Genomic DNA, 14601 nt, shown 5'->3' on the forward strand with positions numbered 1-14601 from the left:
ATTTTCCGCTCGATTTCAGTCGATCAGTTCACCACTCGCCCGTTCCGACCTTGTCGAGGTCGTACGGGGTTGTCTGGTAGATCTCGTTGATCCAGTTCTGGAACAGCAGGTGGGCGTGGCTGCGCCAGCGGTTTTCGGGCATTTTGGTCGGATCGTTGTCGGGAAACAGATTGACCGGCATTGGGGTGTCGAGCCCGGCCTCGATGTCGCGATGGTATTCGTCGGCCAGCGAAGTGTTGTCGTATTCGAGGTGGTTGAGCATGTAGGCGGCGCGATATTTGCGATCGTCGAGCATGCAGATGCCCACCTCGTCGCTGTCGATGAGGATATCGAGATCGGGCGAAAGGCTTTGCCGGTCGATATCGTTGTAGCGCGACACGGGCACCGCCAGATCGTCGGAAAAACCGCGCAGGAAGGGGTGGCGGGTGTCGAGCACCTTGTGGCGATAGACCCCGAACGCCTTGTGCTCCATGCGATAGCGCTTGACGCCGTGCAGGTGATGCAATGCGGCCTGGGCACCCCAGCAGATGAACATAGTGTGGTGGACGTTGGTCTGCGTCCAATCCATGATCTCGAGCATTTCGGGCCAGTAGCGCACGTCCTCGAACGGCATGTTGGCAATTGGGGCGCCGGTTACAACGAAACCGTCGAACTTTCTGGTATGGACCTCTTCCCAGGTCGAATAGAAGTTCTGGAGGTAATCCTCGGGCGTGCTTTTCGACAAGGGATCGGCGACCCGGACCAGTGTGAGATCGATCTGGAGCGGGGTGGAGGCGATGAGGCGCGCGAACTGGGTTTCGGTGCGCTGCTTGTTGGGCATTAGGTTGAGCAGGCCGAATTGCAGCGGGCGGATGTCCTGCCGGGCGGAGCGGGACTGATCCATGACCACGACGCCCTCGGTTTCGAGGGTCTTTCGCGCAGGAAGCTGGTCGGGGATGCGAATGGGCATCGTGAAACGTCCTTCAGTGGAATCTTATATAAGTGCAGTCCTGTTTTCTGCGGCCATCACCGGACGATTGGCGATGGCCCTGCACATGAGCTCCATGAAGTCTTTTTCGTCACGCACGCCTGAAAGTTCGGACGCGTCGACCTGGTATCCGAAATTGTCGGCCAGTGCCTGATAGCGCGGCAGCCGGTCGCGCAGCAGCGCCTCGAAACCCCACACACCGAAGGCGTCGGGATCGACGTCGTCGTCATGGGCAACGCCGTTCTCGCGCTTGAACTCGTCCCATTTGGCGATCAGGAAGTCCGGCGGATAATACATCGGCTTGGGATTGGCCTTGTACCGGTCGATCAGGCGCTGGGCATCGTCCTCGGTGCCGCGCAGATAGAGCAGGGCCGTGGTGTCGGTCAAAGCCTTGACCACGGGGTCCTCAGGGTTGTGCGGGTCGAGCACCTCGATCAGCGAACCGCCGGTGTCGCAGAGAAAATTGTCATAGCCATAGAGCGCCTTGGCACGCTCGATGAAATAGGGAACGTCGAGCAGGGCGTAGATTTCGGCGACGCGGTGCTGTTCCTGGCGGCGCTGGTACTCGGAAAAGGTCAGCCCACCCTTGGCCGGATTGCCCGGTGTGCCGAGATAGGTCGAGAGCGGATCGAGATTGTCGAAGCTGATATTGGACTGGATCGAGATCGAATCCGAGCGCAGCAGTTCGGCAAGGAAGGGGACCTTCATTGCCTCGCGCTTGAAATTGTCCACGATGTATTCGCCCATGTGCCGCGTGCCGATGCGGAAATCGACCGAGAAATGAAACCAGTCCGCGCGGCGCAATATGTTGCCCAGCCGCGTCTTGCCCACGCCGGCCATGCCGAAGACCGTGACGGCCTTGCGGGGGAGGGAGCGGAACTCATCGGCGGAGGCAAACAGCATGGGGTGGGTCCAGGCAACTGTATGAAAATCAGACATGCTGCTTAGATTTTTATGGCGCAGCCGTCCAGTCATTCGCTGGCGTGCCCCAGACCTCAGCCTGTCACCCCGGCAGTGGGGAGGCAGTGAGAGCGAACAGGCAAAGAGGGAAAAATTTGCCGGGTGGGCGGCGGAAATTTCCCGGAAATCTGGTCCTTGCCACCCGTCTTTCTGAACAAAGGTCAATAAAATCAATGCCCTTGGAGTCTGGCACTCCCCTTGCATCATCTCTTTGCGAATGCGCGTGCTTGGCGTGCAGATGTTTGGGGCTGTCGCGATCCCGATTGGGGTCGCTCGTACGACGGAGAGTAAAATGGGTATCTATGGGGCATTGTCGACGGCCGTGACCGGCATGGCGGCGCAGTCGTTCGCGCTCGAGAACATTTCGGGCAACATCGCCAATTCGCAGACCACGGGCTACAAGCGCATGGAGACCGGGTTCATCGATCTGATCCCCGATGCGGCGGTCGGTCGGCAGAAGCCCGGCGCGGTTCTGTCCTACTCGCGCTCCACAAACGATGTGCGTGGCGACATCATCACCTCATCGACCGGTACCCACGTCGCGCTGAACGGGTCGGGTTTTTTCGTTGTCGCGGAAAAGACCGGCACGTCCGATGGCAATTCCGTGTTCGGCGATGCGAGCTATTATACCCGCCGCGGCGATTTCGAGATGGATCGCGAAGGGTTTCTGCGCAACGGCGCGGGCTATTATCTCAAGGGCGTGCCGATCGATACCTCGACCGGCAACGTTGCCGGCTCGGTGCCCGAGATGGTGCAGGTGTCCAACGGGCTGATCCCGGCCAAGGCAACCCAGCGCATTGTCTATGAAGTCAACCTGCCCGACACCCCCGCTGTGGGGCTGGCGGCCGATTTTGCGACGACCCTTTCCTCCGATGGCGATATGGACGGCAGCGAGACGCTTCAGGGTGCCGCTCCGGGCCTGGGATGGGCGGCCAGCGACCAGTTCACGATTTCGGTTGGGGGCGGGGCAGTCCAGACTTTCGAGGAAGGTGTGGACGGTACCACGCTCCAGGATCTGATCGACTGGGTCAATTCATCGGTTCCCGGCGCCACAGCGTCGCTGGACTCCGAGGGTCGCCTGCAGATTTCGGCCGAGAACACCAACCACGACATCGCCATCGGCGGTACGGCCACCATTACGGGCATCGCCTCGCAGCCGGTTCCGGATGCGCCGGAAACCAATTCCGACTTTGTCTCGCGCTCGGTCGAAGGCGGGGCGATCACGGTTTATGCGCCCAATGGCGCGTCGGTGAACGTGCAGATGCGGTGGGGCAAGGTTTCCAACGAACCCGACACCTGGCGGCTCTACTACATGAGCGACAGCGAACCCCAGACCTGGTCCGAGGTTCCCGATGGTGAGTTCACCTTCGAGGATGGCGTGCTCCAGACGCAGGGCGGCGCTTCGGTTTCCTTGTCCGAGCCTTTGCGGCTGAACCTGCCAAATCTCACCATTAACGGCACGGAAGTCGGCGACGTTGAAATCGACCTCGGGGCCGGCGGGCTGACCCAGTTCGACAACGCCAATGGTCGCGCCGCTGTCTCCACGCTGAACCAGAACGGCTATCCCGCCGGTTCGTTCATGTCGGTGGCCATCAACGACAATGGTCGGGTGGTCGCCACCTATTCGAATGGCGAGCAGATCGAAATCTTCCAGCTGGTGACGGCCAATTTCAATGCCGAGAACCAGCTCAAGCGGCTCGATGGCGGCATTTACTCGGCAACGGCGGCCTCGGGCGAGGCGATCCTTTCCACCGATGGCGGCATCACCGGGGGCGCTCTGGAATCGTCAAACACCGACATCTCCGAAGAGTTCACCAAGCTGATCGTCACCCAGCAGGCCTATTCGGCGGGCACGCGCATCGTCTCGACGGCAGACGAGATGCTGCAAGAAGCCTTGAACATGATCCGATGATCGATTGGCCGCCGGTAAAACGGCGGCCGGTTAACTGACCCTGTGAGCTGGAGTTGATGCGATGGGATTGAGTTCGACGCTATCGAATGCACTGGGTGGCATGAATGCCAGCCAGCGGGGCATCGATGTCGTTTCGCGCAACATCGCCAATCAGGGAACGCCGGGCTATCACCGGCAGTCCATCGTCATCGAGGAAACCGCCTATGGGACGAGTGCGCAGGTTCGCGCCTCGACCCTCACACGGGCGTTCAACGAGGCGCTGGAAAAGCAGCATCTGGCGGCGGTTTCCTCGGCCAGCTATCACGATGTGCGCACCGATTTTCTCGATCGCATGCAGATGCATCTGGGCAAGCCGGGCGATGCCAATTCCCTCGATACGCTCTATGCGGGGTTCGAGAACGCGCTGCAGGCTCTGGTCACCAACCCCAATGATGTGACGACGCGGGCGGGCGTGCTCAACGCGGCCCAGCAGCTAGTCGGTCAGCTCAACACGTTGACCGGCGCCGTGCAGGAAATGCGCGTAGAAGCCGAGCAGCAGATTTCCAATGGGGTATCCGAGCTCAACCGGCAGCTTACCGCGCTGGCCGATATCAATGTGCGCATCCTCGACATTTCGCAGGATCAGCAGGCGCGGCTTTCGCTCATGGACGAGCGCGACCGGCTGGTGGCCTCGATTTCCGAACTGGTCGACGTGCGTGCCACCTACCGCTCCGACGGCACCGTGGCGCTCATGACCGAGAGCGGGGTGGGCATTCTCGACGTCGAGGCCTCCCAGTTCGGGTTCCGCTCGGGCGGCGGGCTCAATTCGACATCGCTGTTTGATCCCGATCCGGCCAAGAGCGGGGTGGGCGAACTGACCCTGCGCACCCCATCGGGGCTGGAGGTCGACTTGGCCGGGGGCGAATTGCTGTCCTCGGGTCGCCTTGCCGGCCTTCTGGAACTGCGCGACACGACGCTGGTCAACATGCAGGATCAGCTCGACGAGATCGCCGCCGGTCTGGCCCAGGCGATGAACACCGTCACCACGGTCGCGGCGCCCGACGATTTGACGCCCGACCTCTACGAGCTCGACATTTCCGGCATGCAGCCGGGCAATTCGATTGCCCTGACCTATAATGACGGAACGACCGACCGCTCCATTCGCGTGGTGGCGATGGGCGATGCGGCCAACCTGCCGCTCGCCACGCCCAATGCAAAGGGCGAACGGGTTATCGGGGTCGACATTTCCGGCGGCGATCCGGCAGCGGCGATTGCCGCGGCGCTGGCTGGCGAGTTGCCGGGGGGCGCGGTCATCACCGACGCTGCCGGCGTTCTGTCGATCGACAGCGCCGACATGCGCGCCATGTCCTCCCAGATCAGCGTGACCGGCACGCAGGACGGCACGGGCGCGCTCAACCTGTTTGTCGATACACGTGACGCGGCCTTTACCAATTCACTCGATGGCAGCGGTCAGAAGCGCGGCTTTGCCGGGCGAATTTCGATCAACACCGCGTTGATCTCGGATCCGGCGCAGCTTGTGCAATATGCCAGTGGCGTGTCGCTGGGCGATGCGACGCGGCCGGAGTTCCTGCTCGATAATCTCAAATCGATGGAGTTTGTCTCCGACAAGATGACCGCGCTTTCCGATGGCGGTGTGCGGCTCACGGGCAAGGTTACCGATCTCATCGGCCAGATGATCAATCACCAGGGCAATGTGGTCTCCAAGGCCCAGTCGGAAAGCTCAGCCGTCAGTTATACGCTACAATCGATCACCACGCGCATGGGGGCCGAATACGGCGTGACGGTGGACGAGGAAATGGCGCGTCTGATGCAACTCCAGAACGCCTATTCAGCAAGCGCGCGCGTGGTTTCGACAGTGCAGGAACTGATCGATGCTCTGCTGGCTATGTGAGGTCTCATGACGATCATCAACAAATCGCTCTATCCGGTATCTTCGACCCTGACGTCCATCTCCAAGATGAGCAAGCAGTTCGAGAACCTCCAGCTGCAACTGGCGACGGGCAACCGCTACAACACGCTGGCGGAGATGGGCAGCGATCGCGTCCACGACATCAATCTGCGCAGCCGACTGTCGCGGATCGAGGGCTATCAGTCCAATATCCTGACCGTCGAAAACCGGCTCAGCTTTTACACAAACGGGTTGGAGCGGCTCGACGAGATCGAAGGTTCAGCCCGGGCGCTGGCCGTGCCCAATGCCTATGGCACCGATGGCATCAACCTCACCAACGCCCGTAATCAGGCCACCAATCTGCTCAAGGAAGTCATCGACGTCCTCAATACCGATATCACCGGGCAGTTCATTTTCGGGGGCAACAAGTCGGACACCAAGCCGGTTGCGAGCTTTGAAGAGATCATGGACGGGCCGACCGGGTTCGTCAGTTACACCGAGAACCGCAACGAAGAGGACATGGGCACGATAGCGGGCAATTCTGGCCGCATCGACCAGGCGCTGGCCGCCGATACGATCACGCTGACCGAGGATGGCGACCACGAATTTGGCTTCAAGATCGCCTCGGTGACCACGACGGGAACCGCCATCACCGGGACGGCGGAGCCGGTCGACCCATTGTTCCCCGACGCCGAGCAGGTTGCAACGATCACGGCGGGCGGCGTGCCGGCCGATGGCGATACGGTCACGATCGGCATCACCTTCCCCCATGACCGCGATACCGTGCAGTATCTCACATTCACGGCCACCAGTACCGATCCGGTGCCCGAGGGGGGCTTTGCCATCGGGGCGGACGCCGACGAAACAGCGGCCAATCTCGATGCGGTCATCGCGGCCAAGCTCGAAACGCTGGCCAGGACCGATCTGCGCTCGTCCTCGACCTATGCGGCGGCCGATGACTTTTTCAATGGCATGGGCGAGGCGCAGGATCCGGCTGCGACGGCCTGGTATCGCGGGCAGGACAGCGACAATCCGCGCCAGACGGTTTCGGCCAATATCGATGAGAACACCAAGACCCAGTATGGCGTTCAGGCCAATGAGCAGGGCTTTGTCGAACTCATCAAGGGGCTGGCGGTGTTTTCGGTTTCCGAGCTTTCGCCGCTCGATGAAGACAATGCCGCCCGCTACGATGCTCTGGTTGACGTTCAGCGCTCGCGGCTATCGGAAGACAAGAACGCCCAAACCGGGGCGATTGAAGTCATCACCATGGAACTGGGCATCGCCGCCTCCACGGTCAACACCGTCAAGGAGCGTCATTCCCAATATGGCGCACAGCTCGAAACGATGCTGGCCGAGATTTCCGAAGCCCCGCGCGAGGAAGTGGCCATGCTGCTTATGACGCTGCAGACCCAGCTCCAGGCCAGCTATCAGGCTACGGCCATGGCCAGCCAGCTCTCGCTGGTGAATTACCTCTAAGCGTTCCGTTCAGAGCCTCAAAAAACTAAGCCCCGGCATCGACCGGGGCTTTTTCACATCGGCGCTGGGCCAGGGGCTTAGCCCTTGCTGCGCAGGCCCGCGGAAATCTGGCGGTTGATGTTGATGAGCGCGTCGAGCTTGGCGGGGTCGGCGCCGGCGAGCAGCTCATAGGTCTGGCCCATGACAAAGATGCCGAGATTGGCGATGTTCTGGCGGATCGGTGCGGGCAGGGGGCTGTCGTCTTTGGTCACGGCCTGAACGAAGATCGACCAAACCTTGCGGTTCTTGTTGAGCGCTTCTGTCAGCTCGGGCCGGCTTTCAGGCCAGGTGTCGCGAATGTTTTGCAGACGAGAGGCAAGACGGGCCAGAAGATTGGCCTCAAGATCTCTGGGACTCGCTGTCTGTTGCGCGGTCCTCTGGTATGCGAGTGCCCCCTGATGTTGCATGCCCCAGCAACTCCCCTTCGTATTCGATCAGCTTTTTTGCAGCCCTGAGAGCTTTGTAGAGATCGCCGGTTAATATCTCATTATTGATAGCGTCGACATAGGGCAAAGTGGACGGTGCGGCGCGGACCATTTCGTTGATGAGTTCGAAATAGCTCTTTGTGAGCTTATCAATATTGCCCTCCACATACATGATCTGGATGGCGAGATAGATGGCCTTGGCGGGCGTGTCGGCTGTCGCTGCGGACAGGATGTCCTTTTCACGCAGGATGGGTGCTTTGCCCTCGATGAACAGACGTGTGCGCTGGTCGGAATTGGTGATTACGCAGCTGCCCACGATGAGCTTTTCGCCGGGCTTCAACTCGACCTTCAGCGCCATGATTCGTACCTCTTCAAATTTGCACCGATTATGAAGAGGGGCGGGACAAAAGAAAAGGGCGGGCCTTCTGGCCCGCCCTTTTCCGAAAGATGTACTCCCGTTCTGGGAGGATCAGATTTCTTAGAACAGACGCAGGACGGCCTGATCAGCCTGCGAAGCCATCGACAGAGCGGTCGAGGACAGCTGCTGGCGGGTCTGCAGGGCCAGAAGGTTGGCGGCTTCCTCATTGGCATCGGCCAGGGTGAGGTTGGACGCGCCGGTTTCCAGCGTGTTGATCATGTTCTTGGTGAAGTCCTGACGGTTTTCGACGATCGAGAGGTTCGAACCGAAGGTCGAGGACTGCGACCGGACTTCGTTGATCGCGGACTTTACGTCTGCGAGCACGGAGTCGATGTTGGCGTCGCTGTCGAGGTCAGAGGCTTCAAGCGTGGTCGGAACGCCCAGATTGCCCGAGTTGATGGTCTCGCCACCTTCGGTCTGGATGTTGATTTCCGACGTGCCGGTCTCGTTGAACGTGATCTGCAGGTTGTCGCCGCGCAGCAGGTTGATACCGTTGAACGAGGCGTCGTCTGCGATCTTGTCGAGCTGGTCGCGCAGTTCGTTGAACTGGTCGGCCAGACCCGCACGAACGGAGTTGCCTTCGATCGAGTTCGCACCGGTGGACGTGCCATCAATGGCACCGGCGGACGAAACACCATCAACATCGAGTTCCTGGGTCGACTGGTTCTCGATGCGCAGCTTGCCGTTGTCGTTCGAAGCGCGGATCGCGCCCGAGAGAGACGAGTTGTTGTTGATTTCGGAAACGAGCGTATCAACGGATTTGGCAACGCCTGCGGTGGCGCTGTCGACAGCGGCGCCAAGGCCGGAGTCACTTGCACCCGCAAGAGTTTCGGCAACGGCACTGACCGTAATGGCTGCGTCTGCCGTGTCAGCACCGGTTTCACTGGTCAGTACCAGTTCGCCGCCACTGGTGGATGCATCGATCGCAATACCTTCGGCATCGAAGCCGGCGTTGAGAACGCTGGCAAACTCATCGGCGGTAACGGCTTCGACGTCGGCCACGTCAACTTCGACCGCGGTACCGCCATCGATCGAAATCGAGAGCGTGTCAGCGTCGGTCGCGGAGATGGCAACGCTGTTGGTCGTGCCGCTGCCGTTGAGTTCGACATCAAAAGCGACGGTGCCAGCATAGCTGTCGTCGGCGGCGCTGTCGAAGTCGAGGGCAGAGAAGCCCGAACCGGTCGAAATACCAAAGGACTCTGTCAGCGCGACATCGACTGCAGTATCGCCAACGGCACCGCCGGAGAACGAAATGTCGCCCGAGGTCAGGCTGTCGTCGACCGTGTAGGAGGCGGTCTCGAAAGACTTGTCCTGACGGGCCTGACGCAGCGTCGACTGCATGGATTCCAGCGTCTTGGTGATCGAGGACAGGCCGTTATCGGCAGCCTCGAGCGTCTGGATACCATTGGCCATGGAGTCCAGCAGCGAGTTCATGTCGCCGGCGCGCGAGTTCAGAGAAGAGGCAGTGAAGAAGTTGGTCGGGTTGTCCAGGGCCGAATTGACCTTCTTGCCGGTGGCAAGCTTGGTCTGGGTTGCCGACATCATGTCAGCAGTGTTCTGGAGGGAGAGCAGGTTCGAGCGAACCGCCTTCGAGAGCGTGACGTCAGACATATAGAAATCCCCTTCTAGGATTTATGCAATTTATAGCGCCTCTTCCTGAGACGGCTGGCCCGACACTGTGCGATATCTTCTAAAGATTGGTTAAGGCGTTCCCCCTCATCGGAAATATCGCGCAATAAAAAAGGCGGGCCGGAGCCCGCCTGGTTTCATCTTCTTTGACGTACCATTTAGCCGAACAGGCGCAGGACGGCCTGATCGGCCTGGCTGGCGAGGCTGAGCGCGGTCTGGGAGAGCTGCTGGCGGGTCTGCAACGCCAGAAGGTTGGCGCCTTCCTCGTTGGTGTCGGCGAGAGTGAGATTGGCCGCCCCGGTTTCCAGCGTATTGATCATACGCTTGGTGAAATCCTCGCGGTTCTGGACCACCGAAAGGGTCGAACCGAGATCGGATGCCTGCGCGCGCACCTCATTGAGCGCGTTCTGCAGGTTTGCGAGCTGGGCGTCGATGTCGGCGTTGAGGTCGAGATCTTCGGCGGAGAGTTCGTCCAGGCCGAGATTGGCCACGTTGATCGCCCGTGCCTCGCCTTTGGCGTTTTTGGCCTGGATTTCGATGCTCGATGTGCCCGATTCGTTGAACACGATCTTGAGCTGGTCGCCGCGCAGCAGGTTGACGCCGTTAAAGGACGCGTCCTCGGACAGCCGGTCGAGTTCGGTGCGGGTTTCGTTGAACTGGCGGGCGAGGCTGGCGCGAACGTCGTTGCCCTCGATTTCGGACTGGCCGATGCCGCCTGTCATTTCGCCGTCGGTCAGACCTGTCAGGGTCAGTGCGCCGGTCGACTGGTTCTCGATGCGCAGCTTGCCGTTGTCGTTGGACGCGCGGACGGCACCCGTCAGGTTGGCGTCGGCGTTGATGGCGGTGACGAGTGCGTCGACGGTCCGGGCGGTGATGTTGATGTCCGTGCCCGTTGCGTCGGCAATGCCTGAACCGGCCGCGCCATTTGTGACGGTAAAGTTGGAAATCTCGATATCGGCTTCGCTCGTGCCCGCAGAGGCGTCGGTGGTAAAGACCAGGTCGCCACCATTGACGGTTGCGGTCGCGGCAACTCCGGCATTGTCGAGCTTGGCGTTGAGAATGGCGGCCATTTCATCTGCGGTGACCGCGGCGGGATCGGCCACGCCCGCGGTTACCGCATCGGCATGGGTGATTGTGATCGTCTCGGCTGTGCCGCCGTGAACGCCGATGTCGAAACTGATCTCGCCGTCATTGGCGCCACCGTTGGTGAAATCGATGTCGGTATAGGTGCCGGCCTGGATTTCGGACTGCGCGGCGGTGAGGTCAACGTCGAAATCGGTACCGTCGGCCAGTGCTCCGCCCGCGAAGTTGAGCACTTCGGTGCCAACCGGCGCGTCGGCGACATTGACAGTATAGCTTTCGGTCTTGAACGAATTGTCCTGCCGGGCCTGACGCAGCGTGGACTGCATCGACTCGATCGCCTTGGTGATGGCGGTGAGGCCATTGTCCGCTGCCTCGATGGTGCGGATGCCGTTGCTCATGGCGTCGAGCAGGGTGCCAATGTCGGCGGCCCGCCCGTTCAGCGATGCGGCAGTAAAGAAGTTGGTGGGATTGTCGAGGGCCGAATTGACCTTCTTGCCCGTGGCCAGGCGCTCCTGGGTCGAATCCATGAGCTTGGCGGTATTCTGAAGGTGCAGAAGGTTGGAGCGTACCGCTTTCGATAGCGTCACATCAGACATGGCCAAAACCCCCGTGTCGATTGGTATGAACAGAATCACTCCCTGTTAGGAGCGCGTTAACCATAGAGTGCTTCGCCAAGTGCTACCGAATAGTTAACAAAGTCTGATCATCAAGGGGTAAATTTACCTTTTGCCCTACACGGAGCGGTCGCGCAGCGTCAGGCTCGATCGCGGCGGTTCCCAGGGAGCAGAGCGCACGATCAGGGCAGCGCCCGAAGTCGTCTCGGTGTTGACGAGGGTGGATGCGATCAGGCTGGTATCGAGCAGTGTCGCTGCGGAGACGTTGCCATCAAGTACTTGATCTTCATCGGAATTCTGGCGCCGCTGGCGGTTGGGGGCGGGGCGTTTGGGAAGGGGCTGGCCGAGGCTCGCTCCGGCGGAATCGCGGACGCGATGGGGCGGGGGTGCCGCCGGTCGTTCGACCGGTCGCGCCATGGCTGCAGCGATCCCGAGCGGGCCCTGCTGCGGTGGAATGAACCCCGTCACCTGTTAACCATTTCCCTGGCCGATGCGGCAAAATCTGCCGGGCATAATGTGCCGCAAAGGCTGTCGGGCGGGTTAGGCGGGGTGGTTGTGTTTTAAGAAAATTGTCTCAATCGGGAAAATCACAGCGCCCGGTTGATCGAAATGCCCTTCATGGATTCTGTCGAAGGCTTGGGCGATTGGCCGGCTGCGCCATAAGTCTTGGGCTTAGCCGCGTTGCCGGCGGCGCGGGCGACGTCCGAGAGAAGGTTTTCGGTTACAGTGCGGGCCGTGGCCAGAACACGCAGATTTTCAGCCATCTGGGTGGCGAGCGCCTCATGGCCGCGGCGCAGGGCGTCTATGCGGGTGGGGGCTTCGGCCTTCAGGCGCGGCGCGGCGCGCTGGATAGCGCGGGCCAGCGTCACGTAATCCTGGGCCAGCTGGGTTTTTTCACCCGTCAGCGCCGTGGCTTCGCGCATGTGACCGGCCCGCAGATAGGTGGTTTCGCGGTTCATCACCTCGACCAGCGCGCCGAGCGCGGTTTCGGCGCGAGCGCAAAGGGTTTCCGCATCCAGGGATTCAAGCGCTATGAGGCGTTCTGCGGCGGTCATTATCGGTAAGCTCCCATGGATGACAGTTGAGGCGCGGTGCTTTGTGCTGCCTGCATTTCGATAAGGGCGGCGACCATCTGGTCGGCAATGCCGATGCCACCCGCCTGGGCCATTTCGGCCGCGTATTGTTCGCTCATCATGCCGCGCCAGGTTTCCTCGGCGTAACCGCCGCCGAACATGGAGTCGGTTTCCAGTCCCTTGAACATTTCCGAGACCAGGGTGTTGAGAAACACGCCTTCGAGCTCGCTGGCCTTTTCGCGCAGATTGGCGTAGCCGGGCAGGGACTGGTAGGCAGAGTTGAGGGCGATGGCCATCAGATCACCTCGATTTCAGCTTGCAGGGCGCCAGAAGCCTTTATCGCCTGCAGGATGGCGATCAGATCGCGCGGCGAGATGCCCAGTGTATTGAGTCCGTCGACAAGCTGCTGCAGCGAGATCGATTCCGGGACCACCGCAAGCTGGGTCCCGTCTTCATTGACATTGATCTGAGTGCGCGGCTCGACGGCGGTTTCTCCGTCCGTAAACGGATTGGGCTGCACCACATTTGGGTTTTCGGCGATTGAAATGGTCAGATTGGCATGGGCGATGGCGACCGAGGAAACCCGAACGTCACGACCGATGACGATGATGCCGGAGTTTTCGTTGATGACGATGCGGGCGGCCTGATCGGTCTGGATCACCAATTGCTCGATATCGGTCAGAAGATCGACGATGTTGCCGTTGAAATTGTTGGGCAGGGACAGCCGGACATTGGCCGGGTCGGTCGGGATGGCGACCGGCAGGCCGATCAGATCGTTGATGGCCAGCGCGATGCGGCGCGAGGTGGTGAGGTCGGGATTGCGCAGCGAGAGGCGAACCGAGTGCTGGGCGCCGAGCGCGAAGTTGATCTCGCGCTCGATCAGCCCGCCCGATGAGACCATGCCGGTGGTTGGGACGCCCGAGATCACCGTCGCGGCCTCGCCCTCGGCGGAAAAGCCGTTGATGAGAACCGGGCCCTGGGCGATGGCATATGCCTCGCCATCGGCGCCAAGCAGGGGGGTGACCAGAAGGGTGCCGCCCTGCAGGGACGAGGCGTCGCCCATGGCGGCCACCGAAACGTCGATGCGAGAGCCTTGCGTGGAAAAGGGCGGCAGATTGGCGGTGACCATGACGGCGGCAACATTTGCCGTGCGCAGGGTTTCGCCACGGGTGTTCACCCCCATGCGCTCGAGCATGGCGATCAGCGACTGGCGCGTAAAGGGCGAGTTGTTGAGGCTGTCGCCGGTGCCGTTGAGGCCGACCACGAGCCCGTAGCCGATCAGCTGGTTGTCGCGGACACCTTCGATTTCGACGATATCCTTGATGCGGGCCGGCGCGGAGCTGGCCGGAATCGTCCCCGTCAGCGCCAGCGCTGCGCTAAGGGCGATTGCCAATGTCGTGCGAAGCAGTCCTGTTTTCATTTTGTATCCGATTCCCCGTTTCCGGGCGGCGTGCCGTCGTCCCCACGATGACGCGCCGCAATTCACAGACGATATAGCGAAAAGCGTGCCAAACCGGGGCGAGTCCGCTTAATCCATTGTTTTTGCGTAGTTTTAATAAAACCTACGCAGTGCGGACGATGCGTGGATGGGCAGGCTTTGCCGGGTCGTTAAGGGTAAATTAACTCCTCTGGGCAAAATCTGCCGGCTAGCAATCGATTAACCACGAGCCAATCGGGCCAGATATGCGGATCGACGGAACAGGGCGGATCATCACCACGAACCGGCCGGGCACTGCCGCGACATCGTCGGGGCCGGCGTTTCAGATTGAATCGGGACAGGGATCGGCCCGCAGCGCCCAGACCTCGGCGCCCATCGCGGCGGGTGGCATTGACGCGTTGCTGGCGCTTCAGGCGGCGGACGATGCGACTACCGGACGCCGCAAGGCGGTCAAGCGTGCCAATTCCCTGCTCGATATGCTCGAGGATATCCAGGCCGACCTTTTGATCGGGCAGGTGGGCGAAGGGCGGCTCAACCGCGCCGTCGCGCTGTTGCAGCAGGCCAAATCACAGATTGAGCCGGCTCTGGAAGACATCGTGGCCGATATCGAATTGCGGGTGCGGGTCGAACTGGCCAAGCTGGGACGATACCCGGCGCTGTGACCCGTTTGCGGCACCTC

Annotated in this window: 14 protein-coding genes; 4 read left to right on the top strand and 10 right to left on the bottom strand. The window is 60.9% G+C overall.

Annotation, left to right across the window (positions count from 1 at the left end; translation table 11 throughout):
* Positions 1–28: 28 nt before the first annotated feature.
* Together OF122_RS08260 and OF122_RS08265 are read right to left on the bottom strand one after the other, a co-directional pair.
* Entirely contained in the window at positions 29–949 is a 921-nt protein-coding gene (locus OF122_RS08260) for a homoserine O-succinyltransferase (protein ID WP_264227294.1), read from the bottom strand.
* Positions 950–973: 24 nt separating this feature from the next.
* On the bottom strand, positions 974–1906 hold the full coding sequence (locus OF122_RS08265) for an ATPase (RefSeq protein WP_264227295.1): 933 nt from the start codon (positions 1904–1906) through the stop codon (positions 974–976).
* A 313-nt stretch (positions 1907–2219) separates the two neighbouring features.
* On the opposite strand from OF122_RS08265, the gene OF122_RS08270 reads away from it, so the two are divergent.
* From OF122_RS08270 to OF122_RS08280, 3 genes are all read left to right on the top strand, one after another.
* Positions 2220–3839: a flagellar hook protein FlgE gene (locus tag OF122_RS08270; protein ID WP_264227296.1), complete on the top strand. Its 1620-nt coding sequence runs from the start codon at positions 2220–2222 to the stop codon at positions 3837–3839.
* Positions 3840–3900: 61 nt separating this feature from the next.
* On the top strand, positions 3901–5730 hold the full coding sequence (flgK, locus tag OF122_RS08275) for a flagellar hook-associated protein FlgK (protein ID WP_264227297.1): 1830 nt from the start codon (positions 3901–3903) through the stop codon (positions 5728–5730).
* Positions 5731–5736: 6 nt separating this feature from the next.
* Entirely contained in the window at positions 5737–7203 is a 1467-nt protein-coding gene (locus OF122_RS08280) for a flagellin N-terminal helical domain-containing protein (RefSeq protein ID WP_264227298.1), read from the top strand.
* A 77-nt stretch (positions 7204–7280) separates the two neighbouring features.
* On the opposite strand, the gene flaF is transcribed toward OF122_RS08280, so the two are convergent.
* The 8 genes from flaF to OF122_RS08320 form a co-directional block, all read right to left on the bottom strand.
* Positions 7281–7649, bottom strand: coding sequence for a flagellar biosynthesis regulator FlaF (gene flaF / locus OF122_RS08285; RefSeq protein WP_264227299.1), 369 nt, complete (start codon positions 7647–7649; stop codon positions 7281–7283).
* On the bottom strand, positions 7582–8025 hold the full coding sequence (gene flbT, locus OF122_RS08290; RefSeq protein ID WP_264227300.1) for a flagellar biosynthesis repressor FlbT: 444 nt from the start codon (positions 8023–8025) through the stop codon (positions 7582–7584). Before flbT ends, flaF begins: the two co-directional genes overlap by 68 nt.
* A gap of 120 nt (positions 8026–8145) precedes the next feature.
* A complete protein-coding gene (locus OF122_RS08295; protein ID WP_264227301.1) occupies positions 8146–9696 on the bottom strand; it encodes a flagellin N-terminal helical domain-containing protein in 1551 nt (516 codons plus the stop codon).
* Positions 9697–9872: 176 nt separating this feature from the next.
* Positions 9873–11393 carry a flagellin N-terminal helical domain-containing protein gene (locus tag OF122_RS08300; RefSeq protein WP_264227302.1) on the bottom strand — a complete coding sequence of 507 codons (1521 nt, stop codon included), beginning with the start codon at positions 11391–11393 and terminating at the stop codon, positions 9873–9875.
* A gap of 135 nt (positions 11394–11528) precedes the next feature.
* Positions 11529–11879 carry a hypothetical protein gene (locus OF122_RS08305; RefSeq protein WP_264227303.1) on the bottom strand — a complete coding sequence of 117 codons (351 nt, stop codon included), beginning with the start codon at positions 11877–11879 and terminating at the stop codon, positions 11529–11531.
* Positions 11880–11998: 119 nt separating this feature from the next.
* Complete coding sequence (locus OF122_RS08310; protein ID WP_264227304.1) at positions 11999–12466, bottom strand: hypothetical protein; 468 nt, start codon at positions 12464–12466, stop codon at positions 11999–12001.
* Entirely contained in the window at positions 12466–12780 is a 315-nt protein-coding gene (locus OF122_RS08315) for a rod-binding protein (protein WP_264227305.1), read from the bottom strand. The genes OF122_RS08310 and OF122_RS08315 overlap by 1 nt, the downstream gene beginning before the upstream one ends.
* The gene (locus OF122_RS08320; RefSeq protein ID WP_264227306.1) at positions 12780–13904 is read right to left on the bottom strand and encodes a flagellar basal body P-ring protein FlgI; all 1125 of its coding nucleotides are present in this window, start codon (positions 13902–13904) and stop codon (positions 12780–12782) included. The genes OF122_RS08315 and OF122_RS08320 overlap by 1 nt, the downstream gene beginning before the upstream one ends.
* Positions 13905–14167: 263 nt before the next feature.
* On the opposite strand from OF122_RS08320, the gene OF122_RS08325 reads away from it, so the two are divergent.
* A complete protein-coding gene (locus tag OF122_RS08325) occupies positions 14168–14584 on the top strand; it encodes a flagellar assembly protein FliX (protein ID WP_264227307.1) in 417 nt (138 codons plus the stop codon).
* The last annotated feature ends 17 nt before the right edge of the window (positions 14585–14601 follow it).

The sequence above is a fragment of the Pelagibacterium flavum genome (genome assembly GCF_025854335.1).
GTDB lineage: Bacteria > Pseudomonadota > Alphaproteobacteria > Rhizobiales > Devosiaceae > Pelagibacterium > Pelagibacterium flavum.